Here is an 18,825-nt window from a genome sequence, read left to right on the forward strand (position 1 = left end):
CCAGTGCGACCCCGCATGGTCCGCTTCTCCCCCACGAACCTCTGATCCGCCATGCTTGCCTACCTGTTCAGACGCATTGTCTACACCCTGCCCATCATGCTGGGCGTGGCCCTGCTGTGCTTTGCCCTGGTGCATATTGCGCCCGGCGACCCTCTGGTGTCGGTCTTGCCCGCCGATGCATCTGCCGAGCTGCAGGCCCAGATGCGCGAGCTCTATGGCTTTAACCGGCCGCTGCCCGAGCAGTTTCTGCGCTGGGTCTGGCGCGCGTTGCAGGGCGATCTGGGCCAGTCGATTGCCACCAGCCGGCCGGTGACCACCGAGGTGATGGCCGCCGTGGTCAACACCTTGCGCCTGGCGGTGGTGGCGACCTTGATCGGCTTTGTGCTGGGCAGCCTGTTTGGCTTTGTGGCGGGGTATTTCCGCAACTCCTGGGTGGACCGCAGCTGCTCGATGCTGTCGATGCTGGGCGTCAGCGTGCCGCACTACTGGCTGGGCATGGTGATGGTGATCGTCTTCTCGTCGCAGCTGATGTGGCTGCCCGCGACGGGCGCGGGGCCGGGTGGCTCGGGCGACTGGGCCTGGGACTGGGCGCATGTGCAGTTCATGGTCCTGCCGGCCATCACCATGTCGGTGATCCCGATGGGCATCATTGCGCGCACCGTGCGGGCGCTGGTGGCCGAGCTGCTGGACCAAGAGTTCATCCTCGGCCTCAAGGCCAAGGGCCTGGGCCATCTGGGCATCTTCCGCCATGTGCTCAAAAATGCAGCGCCCACCGCGCTGGCGGTGATGGGCCTGCAGCTGGGCTACCTGCTGGGCGGCTCCATCCTGATCGAGACCGTGTTCTCCTGGCCGGGCACCGGCTTTTTGCTCAACCAGGCCATCTTCCAGCGCGATCTGCCGCTGCTGCAGGGCTCCATCCTGGTGCTGGCCGTTTTCTTTGTGCTGCTCAACCTCATCATCGATGTGGTGCAGACCCTGCTTGATCCCCGCATCGCCCGCTGAGCGCAGATTTCTGGAGGTTCCGTCCCCATGACCAGTCTTTCCCTTCCCGATGCAGCAGCGGCCCAGGTGCAGCCGCTGCCGGCCCAGCGCTCACGCGGCTATTGGTCCTCGGTGCTGCAGCGCCTGCTGCACGATCCGGTGGCCATGGGCGCGGCCGCCGTCATTGTGCTGCTGATTGTGGTGGCGGCGCTGGCGCCCTGGATCACGCCGTCCGACCCCTACCTGGCCTCGATGCTCAAGCGGCTCAAGCCCATTGGCACCGCAGGCCTGCCGCTGGGCAGTGATGAGCTGGGCCGCGACATGCTCTCGCGCCTGATGATGGGCGCGCGCCTGTCGCTGTTCATGGGCATCACCCCGGTGCTGCTGGCCTTTGTGATCGGCACGGGCATCGGCATTGTGGCCGGCTACGCCGGTGGCCGCACCAACACGGTGATCATGCGCACCATCGATGTGTTCTACGCCTTCCCCTCGGTGCTGCTGGCCATTGCGCTGTCGGGCGCGCTGGGCGCGGGCATCTTCAACTCGCTGGTGTCGCTGACGATTGTCTTTATCCCGCAGATCGCCCGCGTGGCCGAGAGCGTGACGGCCCAGGCCCGCAACCGCGACTATGTGGAGGCCGCGCGTGCCACCGGGGCCAGCGCCTTCACCATCGTGCGGGTGCATGTGCTGGGCAATGTGCTGGGCCCCATCTTTGTCTACGCCACCAGCCTGATTGCGGTGTCGATGATCCTGGCCTCGGGCCTGTCGTTTCTGGGCCTGGGTGTGAAGCCGCCCGAGCCCGAATGGGGCCTGATGCTCAACACCTTGCGCACGGCGATCTACACCCAGCCCTGGGTGGCGGCCTTGCCGGGGCTGATGATCTTCATCACCTCCATCTCCTTCAATCTGCTCTCCGATGGCCTGCGCACGGCCATGGACAACAAGGGGTAAGCGATGCTCCAGCCTTCTTCTTTAGCCCCGGCCGCCACCCTGGCCGCCGATGTGGGTGGCCCGGCTCAGCCGCTGCTGACGGTGCGCGGTTTGACCAAGCATTTCCCGCTCAAGCAAGGCAAGCTGGTGCGCGCGGTCGATGGCGTCGATTTCGAGGTGCTCAAGGGCGAGACCCTGGGCGTGGTGGGCGAGTCCGGTTGCGGCAAGTCGACCACGGCGCGCCTGTTGATGCACCTGATGGACCCGACCGCTGGCGAGCTGGTGTTTGACGGCCGCACGGTGGGATCGCGCGACCTGAGCCTCAAGGAGTTTCGCCGCCAGGTGCAGATGGTGTTCCAGGACAGCTATGCCTCGCTCAACCCGCGCCTGACGATCGAGGACTCAATCGCCTTTGGCCCGCAGGTGCATGGCGTCTCGCGCAAGGAGGCGGTCGCCCGCGCCCACCACCTGATGGACCGGGTGGGCCTGGCGCCGGCCCGCTTTGCCGAGCGCTACCCGCATGAGCTCTCGGGCGGTCAGCGCCAGCGCATCAACATTGCGCGCGCGCTGGCCTTGCAGCCGCGCATGGTGATCTTGGATGAAGCCGTCTCGGCGCTCGACAAATCGGTCGAGGCCCAGGTGCTGAACCTGCTGGCCGACCTGAAGCGCGAGTTTGGCCTGACCTATGTCTTCATCAGCCATGACCTGGGGGTGGTGCACTACATCAGCGACCGGGTGATGGTGATGTACCTGGGCCAGGTGGCCGAGATTGGCCCCTCGGATGCGCTGTTTGCCGCACCGGCCCACCCCTACACCAAGGCCTTGCTGTCGTCGGTGCCGTCGATGGACCCGAGCCACCGCACCCTGGTGGCACCGCTGGCCGGTGACCCGCCCAACCCCATCAACCCGCCCACGGGCTGCCGCTTTCACCCGCGCTGCCCCCTGGCGGCGCCGGTCTGCGCCCAGGCCGCGCCGGCCGTCACCCCGGTGCAGCTGCACCATGCCGCGCGCTGCCTGGTGCATGAGCCCGGCAGTGGCCACCCCCTGGCCGCCGCTGCTGCGCTGGCCGCCTGAACCCGGAGCACCACGATGAACACAGCCTCTCCTCCCCTGGTCCAGATCCAGGACCTGAATGTGCAGTTTGCCAGTGGCAAGAAAGTGGTCCAGGCCGTCAGCGGCGTGAGCCTGTCGGTCGCCAAGGGCGAAGCGGTGGCGCTGATTGGCGAATCGGGATCGGGCAAGAGCGTGACCCTGCGCAGCCTGCTGCGCCTGCACCCTGAGCGCAAGACCACGATGAAGGGCCAGATCCGGGTCGCAGGCCAGGATGTGCTGGCGCTGCGCGGCGGCGCGCTCAACGACTTTCGCGGCAAGACCTGCGCGATGATTTTTCAGGACCCCTTGCTGGCGCTGGACCCGGTCTACCCGGTGGGCGCGCAGATTGTCGAAGCGATACGCCGGCACGAGCGCGTGAGCAAGAGCGAGGCGCAGCAGCGCGCGCTGGCGCTGTTTGAGCGGGTGCGCATTCCCAGCCCCGAGCAGCGCCTCAAGGCCTACCCGCATGAGATGTCGGGCGGCATGCGCCAGCGGGCGATGATTGCGCTGGCCCTGGCCTGCAACCCGCAGGTGCTGCTGGCCGACGAGCCCACCACGGCCCTCGATGCCACCGTGCAGATCCAGATCCTGCTGCTGCTGCGCGAGCTGCAGCGTGAGCTGGGCCTGGGCATTGTGTTTGTGACCCACGATATTGGCGCGGCGGTGGAAGTGGCCGACCGCATTGCGGTGATGTATGCGGGCCGCATTGTGGAAGAGGGCACGGCCGAGCAGCTGATCCGCAGCCCGCGCCACCCCTACACCATGGCCTTGCTGCAAAGCCGATCCCATGGCGCGATGGAGCGCGGCCAGCCGCTGCAGACCATTGCTGGCGCGCCGCCCGACCTGACCGCCATCCCACCGGGCTGCGCCTTTGCGCCGCGCTGCAAGCTGGCCACGGCCGCCTGCCTGCAAGCGGTGCCGGAGCCGGTCACGCTGGCGCCTGGCCATATGGCGCGCTGCGTGCACACTGCAACGGCGGCTGCCTTTGCCCCCAACGTGCTAGCCGCCGCTTAGGCTGCTGCATTTCTACCGTCTTTTTTGCTCTGGACTGATCTCACCATGCCCTTGCACGACCCTGCCCACGCCTTTGTTCCCTACCCCGATGTGCCTGTGCGCCATGCGGCCACCGGCCCGCTCAGCGGCCTGTACTTTGGGGTGAAGGACTTGTTCGACATTGCAGGCTATCCCACGGGGGGCGGCAACCCGCTGCTGCTGGCCCTGTCCGGCATCAAGACGCAGACGGCGCCCACCGTGCAAAAGCTGCTAGATGCCGGCGCGGCGCTGGCGGGCAAGACGGTGACCGATGAGCTGGCCTTCTCGATGAATGGCAACAACGCCCACTTTGGCGCGCCGATCAATGGCAATGCGCCCGAGCGCATCACCGGTGGTTCGTCGTCGGGCTCGGCCTCGGCGGTATCGAGCCGGATGTGCGACTTTGCGCTGGGCACGGACACGGGCGGCTCGGTGCGTGCGCCGGCGAGCCACTGCGGCCTGTATGGCATACGGCCCACGCATGGCCGGGTGAGCCTGGAGTCAGCCCTGGCGCTGTGCCACAGTTTTGACACCTGCGGCTGGTTTGCCCGCGATGCCCATACCTTTGCCCGCGTGGCCGATGTGCTGATGGCGCCCGACACGACGCCGCTGCCGGACCGCCCGCGCCTGCTGATGCCCAGCGATGTCTGGGGCCTGGTGGACAGCGCTGTGCGCCCGGCCTGGGATGGGGCGCTGCAGCAGATCACGCAGCTGCTGGGCAGCGCGCAGGATTGCAAAGCGGTGCTCGATTCCTTTGACGCGATGTACTGGAGCTTTCGCTATATCCAGGGGCGCGAAGCCTGGATGACCGATGGCGCCTTCATCAGCCGCTATGCGCCGGTGCTGGGCCCGGGCGTGAAGGAGCGCTTTGACTGGTCGAGCAAGGTGACGGATGCGCAGGTGCAGGAGGCCGAGCAGTTCCGTGCGCGCTTCCGCCAGCATTTGGCTGATCTGTTGGGCAGCGATGGCGTGCTGGTGATGCCGACCATGCCCGATATTGCGCCGCTTCGCAGCGCCGATGAGGCATCGCTGGAGGCCTACCGCAACCAGGCCGTGCAGATGCTGTGCCTGGCGGGCTTGGCGGGCTTTCCGCAGATCTCGCTGCCGCTGGCCAGCCGCGATGGCGCGCCCTTGGGCATCTCGCTGCTGGGCCCGGCAGGCACGGACCGCAGTTTGATCGCCATTGCGCAGCAGCTGGCAGCTGCGGTGTAAGTGATTAAGCGAGATCAGCGGGCAGGCTAACCTGCAGCGGTGCGCTGATCGCTTCGCAGCGGCAATCCAGCGCATCGGCGCGCCGCTCGATGACGGCGAAATCACCGCCCTCGACGGCGAGCAAGGCATGGTGCCAGGTGCCGGGCGCCAGCACGATGCCCTGGCGGCCATCGGTCACAAAGGCCTGCAGATCCTCAGCCTGGGGAGCGGGGCCGGCAGCGGCCACCACCACAACAAAGCGCTGGGTGCCCAGCGGCACAAAGCTCTGGCTGCCCAGTGCATGGCATTCGACCTCGGTCACCGCCAGCGGAAACTGCCGCGCCTGCGCGCGAAACAGCGCCAGCATCGGCCAGCCGCCTTGCGCCGTCAGCTGCAGATCGGGCAGCAGGTCATAGCGCAGCGCATTGCCCTGGTTGATGGACTGGCTGGGCAGGCTGGGGTCGGCCAGGCCAATCACAGTGCCAAAGGCCGAGAAGTTGTGCGCGGTCAGAGGCCGCGCCTCCAGAACCAGTGCAGCGGGGTGGGTGTTGGGGGTCGTCATGGCCAGCTAGCTAGCAAGGACGGTGCCTGATTGGCGATGCAGCACCCGCGCAGCAGCTCGGTCAAGGCTTGCCATCGGCTTCGTGCTGCGCGCCCTTGCTGTCGGTGATGACGGCGCCCATGCCGGCTGAGGGGTTCACGCTGCCGCCTTCGGCCGTGGTGCCGCCGTTGGAGGCCTTGGGGTCATCGGCAGAGGCCAGCGGCACGGCAGGGGGCAGGGGATCGTGTTTGTCGGCCTTGGCATGGGGCAGGACCGAGTGGCTGTCGATGATGGGCGCGTTGAACAGCGGCTTGTCGGGCAAGGGCTGGCGCGATGCCGCTACCGTGCCGGAGATGGGTTTCATCGGCCCGGGGCGTTCGTCACAGGCGCTCAGCAGGCTGGCAGTGGCAACGACGGCTGCCAGGGCGGCAAGTCGGGTTGGAATGGCTGGCATGGGCTTTTCCCTGTAGTGGTACTGGTAACCCCACTATTGTCGCCGCAGGCCGGGCGCCCAGGTGTCAGCCAATCACGGCAATCAGCGCGCGCCCAGCAGCGCCAGGTAGGCATGGCGCGTCTCGGGCGAGACGCTCTGGATGACCTGCTCATAGGTGGTCTGGTTGCGCAGCTGCATGCGCGCCGAGGCCACGGCCTTGGATTTGCAGTACCAGTGGCAGGTGTGCTGCATCAGATACATCTCGGCCAGCAGCGTAAAGGCGCGGTCCTTGGGGCTGCGGCCGGCGGTGTTGGCCACGACGCGGGCAATGCCATCGGCATGCAGGCGGATGGCGGTGCGCAGGTCAAAGGACTTGCTGCCGCCCTGGAGCTTGTCGATCAGCTGCGAGAAGGGGAAGTAAAACGCCTGGGTGCTGATCTTGAACGTGGCGCCATTGGCCGGCTCGGGCGCCTTGGCCAGCGTGTCGGCAAAGCTGCTGAACTGGCTGGCCAGGCTGTTTTCCACCGATGCCTGCAGCTCCCAGATTTGCTGCTGGCGGTTGCTGTCTTTCTCGTCCAGCGCCCGCATATAGCTGCTGACCAGGCGCTCCATCAGCTTTTCGATGTCGTAATTACGCAAATATTGGGCCAGCAAGGCGATGCGCTGCTTTTGGGCCTTGGCGCGCAGCACATAGCTCACGCCCAGGATGAGAACGACCAGCAGCATTAAATCCATGACAAATGAGGCCTTGCAGAGCCTATAAAGCGCAAACGTTTGTCATTGTAGACCTTGGCTTCCGCCAAGAGGGGCGGGCTTTACGCAATGTATGCCCAAACTGGAAAAAGCTATACATCTTTTTCATAGTTCTAGTCGGCGACTGGAATACTTGATTTTTAGCCTGCGCCTAGAATGGTGAGTGCCTTGTATACGATCCACAGCTTTTGGCGGTGGGCCAATCGTTCTGGGCCCTTGGACATACTGTTGAGACATGCATGCAGATGGCAGCATGTTCCAGCTGTTTTTCGTAGTGAATGCTGCGTGATGCCGGAGACCGCCATGACTGAGAAGAATTCAACCCCCACTGCGGTGGACAAGCGTGCGCTGCTGCGCCAGTCCGCACTGGAGTACCACCAGTTTCCCCGCCCCGGCAAGGTGGCGATTGCCGCGACCAAACCCATGGCCAACCAGCATGACCTGGCGCTGGCCTATTCGCCCGGTGTGGCCGCGCCTTGCGAAGAGATCGTCAAGGACCCGGCAGCTGCCTTCAAGTACACCAGCCGTGGCAACCTGGTGGCGGTGATCTCCAACGGCACGGCCGTGCTGGGCCTGGGCGATATTGGCGCGCTGGCCTCCAAGCCGGTGATGGAAGGCAAGGGCGTTCTGTTCAAGAAATTTGCCGGTGTCGATGTGTTTGACATCGAAATCAACGAAAAAGACCCGCAGAAGCTGGTGGAAGTGATCGCCGCGCTGGAGCCGACCTTTGGCGCCGTGAACCTGGAAGACATCAAGGCGCCCGAGTGCTTCTATGTGGAGCGCGAGCTGCGCAAGCGCATGAAGATCCCGGTCTTCCACGACGACCAGCACGGCACCGCGATCACCGTGGCCGCGGCCATGGTCAACGCGCTCAAGGTCGCAGGCAAGAAGATTGAAGAAGTGAAGCTCGTGGCCTCGGGCGCGGGCGCTGCGGCGCTGGCCTGCCTGAACCTGCTGCTGGAGATTGGTCTGAAGCGCGAAAACGTGATGGTGACCGACATCGTCGGTGTGGTCTACAAAGGCCGTACCGAGCTGATGGACGAAGATAAGGAGCTTTTCGCGCAAGAAACCGACAAGCGCACCTTGTCGCAGGTGATTGACGGCGCCGATGTGTTCCTGGGCCTGTCGGCGGGCGGTGTGCTCAAGCCCGACATGGTGCAGCGCATGGCAGCGCGCCCCATCATCTTCGCGCTGGCCAACCCCAACCCCGAGATCTCGCCGGAAGACGCCAAGGCGGTGCGCGAAGACATCATCATGGCCACGGGCCGTTCGGACTACCCGAACCAGGTCAACAACGTGCTGTGCTTCCCCTATATCTTCCGGGGCGCGCTCGACTGCGGCGCGACGACGATCACCACCGAGATGGAAATCGCCACGGTGCACGCGATTGCCGACCTGGCCCAGGCCGAGCAGACCGAAGAGGTCGCCAATGCCTATGCCGGCCAGGACCTGTCCTTCGGCCCCGAGTACCTGATCCCCAAGCCGTTTGACCCGCGCCTGATGATGAAGATTGCGCCGGCCGTGGCGCAGGCGGCAGCGGAATGCGGCGTGGCCGAGCGTCCGATCCAGGACATGGATGCCTACCGCGAGCACCTGCAGACCTTTGTCTACGCTTCCGGCACGGCGATGAAGCCCATCTTCATGGCGGCCAAGCGCGCTGCGAAAAAGCGCATTGCCTACGCCGAAGGCGAGGAAGAGCGCATCCTGCGTGCGGCCCAGATCGTGGTCGACGAGCGCGTGGCGCGCCCCACCTTGATCGGCCGCCCTGCCATCATTGCGCAACGCATCGAGAAGTTCGGCCTGCGCCTCAAGGAAGGCACGGACTACGATGTGGTCAACGTCGAGCATGACGACCGCTACCGCGATTTCTGGCAGTCCTACCACCGCATGGCCGAGCGCAAGGGCGTGACCGTGCCGATCGCCAAGATCGAAATGCGCCGCCGCCTGACCCTGATCGGCTGCATGCTGCTGCACAAGGGCGAGGTCGATGGGCTGATCTGCGGCACCTGGAACAACACCGCCATCCACCTGCACTACATCGACCAGGTGATTGGCAAGCGCGCCGGCACCGCCACCTATGCCTGCATGAACGGCCTGCTGCTGCCCGAGCGCCAGGTCTTCCTGGTCGACACCCATGTGAACTACGACCCGACGGCCGAGCAGCTCGCCGAGATCACGATCATGGCGGCTGAGGAGATGATGCGCTTTGGTATCAAGCCCAAGGCCGCGCTGCTGTCGCACTCGAACTTTGGCTCCAGCAACCAGCCCAGCGCCGTCAAGATGCGCCAGACCCTGGAGCTGCTGCGCATCCAGGCGCCCTGGCTCGAAGTGGACGGCGAGATGCACGGCGATGTGGCCCTGGACCAAAAGCAGCGTGCCAGCATCATGCCCGAGAGCCCCCTGGTCGGTAACGCCAATCTGCTGGTGCTGCCCAACATCGATGCGGCCAATATCAGCTACAACCTGCTCAAAACGGCAGCGGGTGGCAATATCGCCATTGGCCCGATCCTGCTGGGTGCCGCCCAACCGGTGCACATTTTGACCCCCAGCGCCACGGTGCGCCGCATTGTCAACATGACGGCCGTTGCAGTTGCAGACGCGAATTTTGCGCGCTGATAGAGTTATTTTCAGTGCAGTTGGCTTGAATCTGCCACGCCTGCCGCTGTAAAATACTGAGAAGCCTGCTCAAATTTTGGGCAGGCTTCTTGCATTTTGAGGGGCAATCCGTCACACTGACTGGCTGAACTTGCGGTGAAGTCCGCGGTTCTGAAAGGTGTTGTTGATGCTCAAAGCATGGGGTTTTCTGGCCCGCTCGTCTGTGAAGGCTGGCGTGCTCGCTGTGGTCATGGCTGCGCTGCCGCCAGGGGTCCAGGCCCGTGGCAGCGGGCCTTCCGCATTCGATGGGCCGGTCGTGGCGGTGGCCGAATTGCCGCCGCAAGGCCGCAAAACCTATGTATTGATCTACGAAGGCGGCCCCTTTCCCTATGACAAGGACGGCTCGGTATTTGGTAACCGTGAGCGCATACTGCCCAGGCACCCGCGTGGTTACTACCGGGAATACACCGTCAAGACACCCGGTTCCCGCGATCGCGGGGCGCGTCGCATTATTTGTGGCGGTCAGGTCGCCACAATGCCCGATACTTGCTACTACACCCAGGATCACTACAGCAGCTTTCGGCGTATTGTGAATTAGCCAGTCAGATTCCTCCTATGTCGCTTTTCCGCAAGAGATGTCTTGCGCAGAGTGATGTGCTAAGTCAACAATGCCCAATGAGCCCCAGGGATGGGGTGTGGTTTTTAAAAAATGCTAATGGAAAGAGCAACGGAGATGGACACTCCACTTCGTCAGGTACAAGATACATCGCTGCGTTTCGTGCGTCCCAACATCGTGCAGGCCATTCGGGCCTACCGGTTGGAGGACCTGCGCGACGCAGCCCAGAACCTGGGGCAGCACTTTTTGTACGCCAATCTGGCGCACGCCCTGTCCAAGGCCGATGTGCTCGAGTTGATTGGCATGCAGTTTTATTTTCCGTCGCACTACGGCAAGAACTTCGATGCGCTGTTCGACTGCCTGACCGACCCTTTGCACAAGAGTGGCCCGCAGCCTGGCTTTGTCGTGGTGCTGGACCAGATCCCGACTGCGATGAAGTTTGACCGCGAAGCGCGCGAGCAGCTGCTCGATGTGTTTCGCGATGCGGCCGAGTACTGGGCCGAGCGCAAGGTGCCTTTTCGCTGCTTTTACTCTTTCCTCTGATCGGCTTGCTGATGAGAAAGAAAAAACGCCCGGCTTCCGCCGGGCGTTTTGCTTATGGGCGGGGCCCCAACGATCAGGCCGCCTTGGGCGCTGCCGAGAGGCTGGCAGCGGCCTGTTCGTACTCGGCCACCGGCACTTCTTCGGCGCGGCGCTGCAGGTCGAAGTTGCCGCTGTAGCCTTTTTCCTCCAGCCATTTGCCCAAGGTGTTGCGCAAGATCTTGCGGCGCTGGCTGAAGGCCACGCGCACCAGGTCTTCGAGCAGCTTGGCATCGAGTTGGGCGGGCTCGGCGCGCGGGACCATGCGCACGACGGCGCTGTCGACCTTGGGGGGCGGGTCAAAGCTCTCGGGCGGCACAAAGAGCACGTTCTCCATCGCATAGCGCCATTGCAGCATGACCGTCAGGCGCCCGTAGTCCGAGGTGGCGGGTGCGGCCACCATGCGGTCGATCACCTCTTTTTGCAGCATGAAGTGCTGGTCTTCGACCACATCGACCTGGTCGAGCAGGTGAAACAGGATGGGGCTGGAGATGTTGTAGGGCAGGTTGCCGGCCACGCGCAGCTTGGCCACGCCCAGGCGCTGGGCGAGGGCGCGGAAATCGACCTTCAGCACATCGGACTCGACCACATCGAGCTGCGGGTGCGTGCGCAGGCGCAGGGCCAGATCGCGGTCCAGCTCAATGACGCTGAGCTTGCCCAGGCGCTCGACCAGCGGCTGGGTCAACGCCATCAGACCGGGGCCGATCTCCACCACCGTCTGGCCGGGCAGTGGGTGGATGGCGTCGACGATCGCGTCGATGACGGCGCGATCGGTCAGAAAGTTCTGGCCAAAGCGCTTGCGGGGAATGTGTTTCATGCAATGACAAAGCGGTGCGAAAGCACCGCTCTTGGGTTGGCAGGCTTGGGGCCGATGATGACACCGCCGCAGCGCCACAGCGCCGGGCAGGGTCATCACGCCCCAGGCGGCTGGGCTGTTACTGGGGCGGGTCGCGGTATTCGACATAGGCCCGCGCACGGGCTTCCTGCGCCCAGGTGCTGAAGGCCTGCTCGAGCTTGTTCTCGCGCACGATGGAGCGCACCATGTCACGCTGCTCGCGCTGGTTGAGCTTGGCCTCGCGGCGCTCGAGCAGCTGGATCAGGTGGATACCAAAGCGGCTGGCAATGGGCTGGCTGATCTCGCCGGGCTGCAGCGCGTTGAGCGCTTCTTCGAACTCCGGCACGAACTTGCGCGGGCTGGCCCAGCCCAGGTCGCCGCCTTCCTTGGCGCTGCCGTCTTCGGAGTAGCGCTTGGCCAGGTCTTCAAACGTGTCCTGCTTGGCCAGCACACGGCGGCGGTAGTCTTCAAGGCGCTCCACCGCCTGGGCTTCGCTCAGTTGGGGGCCGGGGCGCAGCAGGATGTGGCGGGCATGGCTTTGCGTGACGATGGCCGGCACCTCACCGCTCGTCTTCTCCAGCACCTTCAGGATGTGGAAGCCCGCAGGCGAGCGCACCGGGCCGGCAATGGCGCCCTGCGGCGTGGACTGCGTCGCCCTGACGAACAGCTCGGGGTAGCGGTCGGCCGGGCGCAGGCCCATGGCGCCGCCGCCCTTGCCGTCGGGCACATCGGAGAACTCGGCCACGGCGGCACCAAAGTCTTCACCGGCGCGGATCTTGTCGGCTGCCTGCTGGGCCTTGGCCTGCAACTGCTTGACCTGGTCTTCGCTGGCGTTTTCCGGCACGGTGATCAGGATGTGGCCCAGGTTGAGCTGGGTGGCGGCACTGGCCATGCCGGCCTTGGCCTTTTGCTCGCGCAGGTACTGGTCGATGTCGAGGTCGCTCACGCGCACCTTGGAGTCGACCTCGGCCTCGCGCAGCTTCTGGATCACCAGCTGCTTTTTCAGATCGGCGCGGAACTGCTCCTCTGGAATGCCTTCGCTGGCCAGGCGGCGGCGCAGCTCGGGCATGGTCATGCTGTTCTGGCGCGCGACCGACTCTTCGGCCTGCTGCACGGCAAAGTTGTCCACCTGGATGTTGCGCTCGGCAGCCATCTGCAGCTGGATCTTCTGGCCGATCAGCATCTCCAGCGCCTGGCGGCGTGCCGTCTCGGCGGGGATGTTGTTGGCCTCGGCCTGGGCACGCAGGCGGTCGTACTGCTGCTGCACTTCGACATTGGTGACCGGCTCGGAATTGACGACCGCGACGATGAAGTCCGCAGAGCGGGGGGCATTGCTGCTGCGCTGGGCCAGCGAGGCAGCAGGGATCGCCACCGACGGCACGGCCGTTGGCGTGCCGATGCCGGCGCCCGGGGCCCGCATGCCGGCGGATGCGTTGTCGTTGCTAGCCTTGAAGCCTTGCGCTGCGCTGGCACCAGCGAGCAAAGCCAGGCTGCAGGCCACGCTCAAAGAGAGAATGCGTTGTTTCATGGTCAGGGAATGCTTCAATCGTAATTGCTGAAACGGCTGGGCGCTGCAGAGCCGTTGCCGCTGGGCAGAGACTGGTAGCCGGGCACGTTTTCGCGCATGCTGGCCAGCGGGTCAGCGCCCAGGGTGAGTTTGGTCAGGCCAGTGAATTCCATCTGGAACAGCAGCTTGGTGTTCGCCTGTACCAGCGAGTTCTGCAAACGCTGCAGCACCACACGGCTGCTCCAGCAGCAGCCGCTGTATTCCAAGCCAATGACCGAATCCACCAGTTTCTTGTCGCGCATGCTGTAGTTCAGGCGGCCCACAGTGTACCAGCGGCCTTCGCCCTTGGCTTTTTTGCCCCCGGAGCCAAAGATCTCATTGACCGGCCACTGCCAGCCCAGGTCCATCTGCTCGCTGTTCTGTGCCTGGTAGCGGTAGGCCAGCGCCAGCGTCTTGTAGTCGCCGGGCTTGTAGCGCGCCTGCATGGTCGAGCGCACCGAGCGGCCGCTGTCCGGGTTGAACTGCACCGTCGTGTCAAAGCCCCACTTGGGCGTCCAGTTGATGCCCGCGCCCAGCATGATGTCCGACCAGCGCTCGTTGACCGAGCTGGCATTGGGCATGACCACCTGCTGGTCCGAAAAGCGCAGGCGCTGGGCGATGCCAAAGCGCGCCGCCTCGGCGCCGGTCTCGGCATCGAGAAAGCGCGTGGTGGCGCCCACGGTCAGCATGTTGTTGTCGGCAATGCGGTCATAGCCGCTGAACGAGTTCGAGCTGAAGATGGTCGCAAAGCTGAAGTCATACGGCGCCGTGTCGTAGACCGGAATCATGCTCTGGTCGCGGTAGGGCGTGTAGGTGTAGAAGGCGCGCGGCTCCAGCGTCTGGATCAGGTTGCGGCCAAACAGGCGCGTCGAGCGCTCAAAGGTCAGGCCGCTGTCGAGGCTGACGGTGGGCACGGTGATGCTGGCGCTGCTGACGGTGGCCAGGCCCGAGTTGTCAAAGTTGTAGTGCCGGGTGTTGAGCATCAGCTTGGGCGTGATGTAGCCCTGCGGCGCAATGAAGGGGCGGCTGAGCTCAGCCTGGATATAGCCGCGGTCGGCATTGGGCTGGTTAAGCAGGCTGGTGTCGGCACGGAAGCGCGTGGCATCGGCCTCGATCGAACCTTCCAGGCCCAGCGGCAGGTTCTGCGGCGTGTAGCGGTACTGCAGCTGGGGCATGCGGTCATACGGCGGCACGATCGGCGAGAGCGGGTCCTGCAGGGTCTGCCACTTCTGCGCGCGCAGCAGCAGGCTGTGGTCATCGCGCGACCAACTGGCCGAGGCTTCGCTGTTGAGCAGGCGCTCGTTGAGCTTGTAGCTGTTGCCCTGGAAGTCGCGCCAGTAGTCCGAGTCGCTCACGCGCTTGGCGTTGATGTTCAGCCCCAGACCGCCAATGGGCGTATCCAGGCTGCCGTTGTGCATCCACAGCCAGGACCAGCGGTCGCGGTCGCGCAGGCGGTCGCCGGGCATGTACAGGCCCGCCAGGGTGCCGCTGTAGGTGGGCTCCAGGTAGCGGAACTCGCCGCCCAGCGCCAGGCCGCGCTTGACCATGGCCGTCGGCGTGATGGTCGCATCGCGGTTGGGCGCAATGTTCCAGTAGTAGGGCTGGGCGTAGGTGAAGCCGCTGTCACTGTCGAGCGACATGGTGGGCGGCAGCAGGCCCGATTTGCGCTTTTCCGACAGCGGAAAGCTCATCTTGGGGATGGGGATGATCGGCACGCCCTTGAATTCGAGCACGCCGTTCTCGGCCACACCGACCTCTTCGAGGTTGTCGATGCTGATTTTTTCAGCACGGATGATCCAGTCCGGCTGCCAGCTGGCCTCGTCGTCGCGCTGGCAGGTGGTGTAGGTGCCGTCATGCACGACTGAGCGCTCGCGGTCGATGAAATCCACGCGGGATGCCACGCCATAGCCGTTGTTGGGCAGCAGGCGGTAGTTGGCGTCCTTGAAGAAACCCTCGTTCGAATCGAGCTGCATCTGCAGCTCGGTGCCGTCAAACACGCTGCCGGCGCGGTTGATGTGCACATTGCCATCGGCATAGGCCGTGTTGCTGGGCTCGTAAAAGCGCAGGCGGTCGGCGCGGATCATCGTGTCGGCACGGCGCAGGCTGGCATTGCCGGTGACGGTGGTCATGTCCGCCGTCTGGCCGGTGAGCTCGTCGCCCTCGAGGTAGACCGGCATCTTGCCGCGCTGCTCGGAGCTCAGGCTTTCTTGCAGGCGGGGGCTGCTGCGCAGCACCAGGCCGGCGTCGTCGCTGCCAGCGGGCGCCTGGGCCAGCACCAGCGCGGGCGAGGCCCAGAGCATGGCCATGCACAGCCGGGCGATGGTGGTGGGGGAGAAGCTAAGGGGGGTGCGGGACAAGGTGCGGGGCGATGTGTTGGTGTTTGCGCGCGCGCGCAGCCCTGCGGCGGCGCCTGCAGGGCGGGGCGAGGCTGGCGCCACATCGGTGAAAGCGTGAATATCCATGGGAAATAGCCACTGGCCTGTGCATCTGCGGTGCATACATGCACACGGATCTGGATCTGGGGCCCAGCCGGGCGGCAGGGCTTTGTAGAATCTGCATTATCCATGAGCCAATCTATTTCCCCCATGTCTGACCCTATTGCTGCATCTTCTGTAGCACCCCAGCCTGACAGCGCCAAGCAATCTTTACAGGGCGTTACCCCAGTCGTGTGGGCCGATGCCACCCGCGCCGCGCAGTTTGCCCCCTGGCTGGCAGCAGTGGCGGCCCGCCATGGTCTGCGCCCCGAGAGCCTGCGCCTGGCGTCTGCCGATGCCAGCTTTCGCCGCTACCTGCGGGTGGACGACCTGCAGGGCGGCACCCGCATCATCATGGATGCGCCGCCGGACAAGGAAAACAGCGAACCCTTTGTACAGGTGCAAGCGCTGCTGGCCGAGGCAGGCCTGAATGCCCCCCAGGTGCTGGACTGGGATGCCGCTAACGGCTTCATGCTGCTGTCCGACCTGGGCACGCAGACGGTGATCGAGAAGCTCCAGCCGCCCGATTCCCAGGCCGCCTACCAGTGGTACATGCAGGCGGTCGATATCTTGGTGGACTGGCAAAAGGCATCGCGCGAAGGCGTGCTGCCCGTTTATGACGAGGCCGTGCTACGCCGCGAGCTGCAGCTGTTCCCTGACTGGTACATCGCCCAGCACCGCCAGGTGCAGCTGAGCGACAAGCAGCAGGCCGTGCTCCAAAATGCCTTTGACGCCATCGTGGCGCAGAACCTGTCGGTGCCACGCGTGTTTGTGCACCGCGACTTCATGATGCGCAACTTGATGGTGCCGCCCACTGCTGGCGCGCCGCTGGGCGTGCTCGATTTCCAGGATGCCCTCTACGGCCCCATCACCTATGACATTGCCAGCCTGATGCGCGATGCCTTCATCAGCTGGGAAGAAGACTTTGTCGTGGACATCACCATCCGCTACTGGGAGAAGGCGCGCAAGGCCGGCCTGCTGGGCGCTGACAGCCCCTCGGGCTTTGGCGCCGATTTTGGTGACTTCTACCGCGCAGTCGAATGGATGGGGATCCAGCGCCACCTGAAGGTGGCCGGCATCTTTGCCCGCCTGACCCTGCGCGACGGCAAGCCGCGCTACCTGGCCGATGCACCGCGCTTTTTGCACTACATCCGCGCGACGGCCTCGCGCTACCGCGAGCTGGTGCCGCTGATGCGCCTGATCCATGAGGTTGAGGGCATCGAGGAGCAAGGCGGCTGGATGATGGGCCGGGGTTGAACCTCGTTGCTGCAATCTCTGCCCTTTCCTGCCATCCACTTTGACCCAGCACCATGCCCCGTTTTTACTGCCCCGTTGAGTTGCGCGTAGGCGCTGCACTGGATCTGCCGCCTGAGGCTGCGCGCCATGTGCAGGTGTTTCGCATGCAGCCGGGCGAACACATCACCCTGTTCAACGGCGAAGCCGGCACGCCTGCGGGCGAATATGACGCCAGCATTGTGCAAATGGGCCGCAGCCATGTGACCGTGCAGATCGAGGGCCACACGGCGATCGAGCGCGAAGCCGCGCGTGCCGTCCACCTGCTGGCCGGCATTACCGCTGGCGAGCGCATGGAATGGCTGGTGGAGAAGGCGACCGAGCTGGGCGTGGCCAGCATCACCCCGCTGGAGGCCGAGCGCTCGGTCACCCGCCTCAAGGGCGACCGCGCCACCAAGCGCCAGGAGCGCTGGCAGGCAATTGCCGCGAGCGCCTGCGAGCAGTGCGGCCGCAACCAGGTGCCACGCATCCATGCGCCGGTGGACCTGGCGCAGTGGATCAAGGCCGGCGGCCTGGCCGATGCACAGCGCCTGGTGCTGTCGCTGGCAGACGGCACCCAGCCGCTGGCCCAGGCGGTGCAGCAGGCGGGCGCCCAGCCCCTGGTTTTCCTCTCTGGCCCCGAAGGCGGCCTGTCGCCCGCTGAAGAAGCGCTGGCGCGCGGCAACGGCTTTGCACCCGTCACCCTGGGCCCACGTGTTTTGCGCGCCGAGACGGCGCCGCTCGCGGCTTTAAGTTATCTGGCAGCGCTCTGAGTAAATGATCAGAAATTGAATGTTGTGCAGTAAATTAACTAGAAAATTAGTATTCACTTGTTGTTAATGAAAATTTGCTATTAATAGTTGATATTGTATCTGCCGAATTCAATGTGTAGATCACCTTCTATAATATCTAGTTGCTCACTTTGTGGATTGTATAACTCACCTAAAGTTTTGATATTTATTTTATGGTTTGACATTTCAATGTTGACTATGAAATCATTGGGAATAAATCCTGTGGGTGTCAAGGAGTAGTTTTTAACATCAAAAAAATCTATTACGCAATTATCTATATCGATAGATTTCTCAGGGATCCAATGTTTCGTGGCAAAAATAGAGACGCAGTCAAATTCAATAGATATTTTATTAGTTAGAGTTTCAAAAATTAATTTGGTTATAGTCCGATCGCCTAAGTAAATTTTTTGATTGTCATTGAGTATCATTTAAAGGTCCATTATGTTCCCCATGCAGGCATTGTCTGAGGTGCTTTCATCATGCCCCATGGTTGTATTACTTAAAGCGCAAAAACACTGTCCAAAACCACCTTCTGTACAGGATTTAAGTTGACCCATTTGGTATAGGCTTCTCAGGAAGTCGATTGCTCCCAGAGATTTTAATGCAATGTGTGCGTCAGCGCTATTGGCAGGAACTTGCTGTCCGCTGACATCAAGAGATGGTCCCTGCCCTTTCCTGCTGGGGCCCGTTCCAGGTAAATGTGCATGTCCGTGAGGGGTTGGGTTATTGGCATGTCCTTGGGGATTTAATCTATACGCATTTGAGCCATTTGCGTATAAGGTATGTGTGTCTGGGCTTCCTGGGTTGGATAAAGGGTAAGGGATTGTTTTGCCACCCACTGGCTCAGGGACAATATTCCCTCGTGAATCAACAATAAACCGCCCTACATTTTGCTTGGTAATTGGATCAACAACACAGGAATTTGTTGCTACAGGAGAAAGCCCTTGAGGGTCTATCCATTTGAGAGGATTTCCTGGGTACATTCCGAGATTTACTCCTCCCGCCACCCCTAGCATATCCTGATTGGCATATCCTCCATTTTTCGGCTCATAATACCTATACCGGTTGTAATAAAGCCCCGTATCTCCATCCGCATGCTGCCCCGGCAGCCTGATCGGCTGGTACAGCCCGCTGGGGTTATGCTCCACCCGCACATTGCCCCAG

At 63.5% G+C, this 18,825-nt stretch carries 18 protein-coding genes; 10 read left to right on the plus strand and 8 right to left on the minus strand.

All coding sequences use genetic code 11. The annotated features are described in order from the left end of the window. Positions 1-51 precede the first annotated feature (51 nt). From WH367_RS15345 to WH367_RS15365, 5 genes are read left to right on the plus strand one after another with little or no spacing between them, the layout of a single operon-like run. Positions 52-1,002, plus strand: coding sequence for an ABC transporter permease (locus WH367_RS15345; protein ID WP_339536744.1), 951 nt, complete (start codon positions 52-54; stop codon positions 1,000-1,002). 27 nt (positions 1,003-1,029) lie between these two features. Then, positions 1,030-1,932, plus strand: coding sequence for an ABC transporter permease (locus WH367_RS15350; RefSeq protein ID WP_339536745.1), 903 nt, complete (start codon positions 1,030-1,032; stop codon positions 1,930-1,932). Between the two features lie 3 nt (positions 1,933-1,935). Then, positions 1,936-2,985 carry an ABC transporter ATP-binding protein gene (locus tag WH367_RS15355; RefSeq protein WP_339536746.1) on the plus strand — a complete coding sequence of 350 codons (1,050 nt, stop codon included), beginning with the start codon at positions 1,936-1,938 and terminating at the stop codon, positions 2,983-2,985. Between the two features lie 15 nt (positions 2,986-3,000). Then, positions 3,001-4,017 (plus strand): ABC transporter ATP-binding protein, encoded by a 1,017-nt coding sequence (locus WH367_RS15360; protein WP_339536747.1) that lies wholly within the window; start codon positions 3,001-3,003, stop codon positions 4,015-4,017. A gap of 45 nt (positions 4,018-4,062) precedes the next feature. Beyond that, positions 4,063-5,247 (plus strand): amidase, encoded by a 1,185-nt coding sequence (locus tag WH367_RS15365; RefSeq protein ID WP_339536748.1) that lies wholly within the window; start codon positions 4,063-4,065, stop codon positions 5,245-5,247. A 4-nt stretch (positions 5,248-5,251) separates the two neighbouring features. Here the strand turns inward: WH367_RS15365 and WH367_RS15370 are convergent, their stop codons facing one another. The 3 genes from WH367_RS15370 to WH367_RS15380 all read right to left on the minus strand — a co-directional run bounded on the left by WH367_RS15370 (position 5,252) and on the right by WH367_RS15380 (position 6,935). Beyond that, a complete protein-coding gene (locus WH367_RS15370) occupies positions 5,252-5,788 on the minus strand; it encodes an ureidoglycolate lyase (protein WP_021026227.1) in 537 nt (178 codons plus the stop codon). A 61-nt stretch (positions 5,789-5,849) separates the two neighbouring features. Continuing rightward, positions 5,850-6,221 (minus strand): hypothetical protein, encoded by a 372-nt coding sequence (locus WH367_RS15375; protein WP_021026226.1) that lies wholly within the window; start codon positions 6,219-6,221, stop codon positions 5,850-5,852. An 81-nt stretch (positions 6,222-6,302) separates the two neighbouring features. Further along, entirely contained in the window at positions 6,303-6,935 is a 633-nt protein-coding gene (locus WH367_RS15380) for a hypothetical protein (RefSeq protein WP_021026225.1), read from the minus strand. Between the two features lie 321 nt (positions 6,936-7,256). Between WH367_RS15380 and WH367_RS15385 the strand changes: the two genes are divergently transcribed. The 3 genes from WH367_RS15385 to WH367_RS15395 all read left to right on the plus strand — a co-directional run bounded on the left by WH367_RS15385 (position 7,257) and on the right by WH367_RS15395 (position 10,707). Next, entirely contained in the window at positions 7,257-9,569 is a 2,313-nt protein-coding gene (locus tag WH367_RS15385; protein WP_339536749.1) for an NADP-dependent malic enzyme, read from the plus strand. Positions 9,570-9,735: 166 nt separating this feature from the next. Further along, positions 9,736-10,146 (plus strand): ribonuclease, encoded by a 411-nt coding sequence (locus WH367_RS15390; RefSeq protein WP_339536750.1) that lies wholly within the window; start codon positions 9,736-9,738, stop codon positions 10,144-10,146. Positions 10,147-10,281: 135 nt separating this feature from the next. Beyond that, positions 10,282-10,707: a barstar family protein gene (locus WH367_RS15395; protein ID WP_027010748.1), complete on the plus strand. Its 426-nt coding sequence runs from the start codon at positions 10,282-10,284 to the stop codon at positions 10,705-10,707. Between the two features lie 73 nt (positions 10,708-10,780). On the opposite strand, the gene rsmA is transcribed toward WH367_RS15395, so the two are convergent. The 3 genes from rsmA to WH367_RS15410 all read right to left on the minus strand — a co-directional run bounded on the left by rsmA (position 10,781) and on the right by WH367_RS15410 (position 15,586). Continuing rightward, positions 10,781-11,560: a 16S rRNA (adenine(1518)-N(6)/adenine(1519)-N(6))-dimethyltransferase RsmA gene (gene rsmA, locus WH367_RS15400; RefSeq protein WP_021026222.1), complete on the minus strand. Its 780-nt coding sequence runs from the start codon at positions 11,558-11,560 to the stop codon at positions 10,781-10,783. A gap of 118 nt (positions 11,561-11,678) precedes the next feature. Continuing rightward, positions 11,679-13,106, minus strand: a complete 1,428-nt coding sequence (locus WH367_RS15405; protein ID WP_312987992.1) for a peptidylprolyl isomerase — start codon at positions 13,104-13,106, stop codon at positions 11,679-11,681. Between the two features lie 14 nt (positions 13,107-13,120). Beyond that, positions 13,121-15,586, minus strand: coding sequence for an LPS-assembly protein LptD (locus tag WH367_RS15410; RefSeq protein ID WP_339536751.1), 2,466 nt, complete (start codon positions 15,584-15,586; stop codon positions 13,121-13,123). Between the two features lie 123 nt (positions 15,587-15,709). Between WH367_RS15410 and WH367_RS15415 the strand changes: the two genes are divergently transcribed. Together WH367_RS15415 and WH367_RS15420 are read left to right on the plus strand one after the other, a co-directional pair. Next, on the plus strand, positions 15,710-16,855 hold the full coding sequence (locus WH367_RS15415) for an aminoglycoside phosphotransferase family protein (RefSeq protein WP_339536752.1): 1,146 nt from the start codon (positions 15,710-15,712) through the stop codon (positions 16,853-16,855). Between the two features lie 53 nt (positions 16,856-16,908). Next, positions 16,909-17,643: a 16S rRNA (uracil(1498)-N(3))-methyltransferase gene (locus WH367_RS15420; protein ID WP_339536753.1), complete on the plus strand. Its 735-nt coding sequence runs from the start codon at positions 16,909-16,911 to the stop codon at positions 17,641-17,643. 80 nt (positions 17,644-17,723) lie between these two features. On the opposite strand, the gene WH367_RS15425 is transcribed toward WH367_RS15420, so the two are convergent. Continuing rightward, entirely contained in the window at positions 17,724-18,089 is a 366-nt protein-coding gene (locus WH367_RS15425; protein ID WP_339536754.1) for a DUF6258 family protein, read from the minus strand. After that, positions 18,090-18,825: RHS repeat-associated core domain-containing protein (locus WH367_RS15430; protein ID WP_339536755.1), on the minus strand; the 736-nt coding region annotated here is incomplete at its 5' end.

Source organism: Comamonas sp. MYb21 (assembly GCF_037479395.1).
Taxonomy (GTDB): Bacteria; Pseudomonadota; Gammaproteobacteria; order Burkholderiales; family Burkholderiaceae_C; genus Comamonas.

Excerpts from the sequence above, each read along its gene's own strand:
- WH367_RS15345 (WP_339536744.1), top strand. The coding sequence starts at position 52 with ATGCTTGCCTACCTGTTCAGACGCATTGTCTACACCCTGCCCATCATG.
- WH367_RS15350 (WP_339536745.1), top strand. The coding sequence starts at position 1,030 with ATGACCAGTCTTTCCCTTCCCGATGCAGCAGCGGCCCAGGTGCAGCCG.
- WH367_RS15355 (WP_339536746.1), top strand. The coding sequence starts at position 1,936 with ATGCTCCAGCCTTCTTCTTTAGCCCCGGCCGCCACCCTGGCCGCCGAT.
- WH367_RS15360 (WP_339536747.1), top strand. The coding sequence starts at position 3,001 with ATGAACACAGCCTCTCCTCCCCTGGTCCAGATCCAGGACCTGAATGTG.
- WH367_RS15365 (WP_339536748.1), top strand. The coding sequence starts at position 4,063 with ATGCCCTTGCACGACCCTGCCCACGCCTTTGTTCCCTACCCCGATGTG.
- WH367_RS15370 (WP_021026227.1), bottom strand. The coding sequence starts at position 5,788 with ATGACGACCCCCAACACCCACCCCGCTGCACTGGTTCTGGAGGCGCGG.
- WH367_RS15375 (WP_021026226.1), bottom strand. The coding sequence starts at position 6,221 with ATGCCAGCCATTCCAACCCGACTTGCCGCCCTGGCAGCCGTCGTTGCC.
- WH367_RS15380 (WP_021026225.1), bottom strand. The coding sequence starts at position 6,935 with ATGGATTTAATGCTGCTGGTCGTTCTCATCCTGGGCGTGAGCTATGTG.
- WH367_RS15385 (WP_339536749.1), top strand. The coding sequence starts at position 7,257 with ATGACTGAGAAGAATTCAACCCCCACTGCGGTGGACAAGCGTGCGCTG.
- WH367_RS15390 (WP_339536750.1), top strand. The coding sequence starts at position 9,736 with ATGCTCAAAGCATGGGGTTTTCTGGCCCGCTCGTCTGTGAAGGCTGGC.
- WH367_RS15395 (WP_027010748.1), top strand. The coding sequence starts at position 10,282 with ATGGACACTCCACTTCGTCAGGTACAAGATACATCGCTGCGTTTCGTG.
- rsmA (WP_021026222.1), bottom strand. The coding sequence starts at position 11,560 with ATGAAACACATTCCCCGCAAGCGCTTTGGCCAGAACTTTCTGACCGAT.
- WH367_RS15405 (WP_312987992.1), bottom strand. The coding sequence starts at position 13,106 with ATGAAACAACGCATTCTCTCTTTGAGCGTGGCCTGCAGCCTGGCTTTG.
- WH367_RS15410 (WP_339536751.1), bottom strand. The coding sequence starts at position 15,586 with ATGGATATTCACGCTTTCACCGATGTGGCGCCAGCCTCGCCCCGCCCT.
- WH367_RS15415 (WP_339536752.1), top strand. The coding sequence starts at position 15,710 with ATGTCTGACCCTATTGCTGCATCTTCTGTAGCACCCCAGCCTGACAGC.
- WH367_RS15420 (WP_339536753.1), top strand. The coding sequence starts at position 16,909 with ATGCCCCGTTTTTACTGCCCCGTTGAGTTGCGCGTAGGCGCTGCACTG.
- WH367_RS15425 (WP_339536754.1), bottom strand. The coding sequence starts at position 18,089 with ATGATACTCAATGACAATCAAAAAATTTACTTAGGCGATCGGACTATA.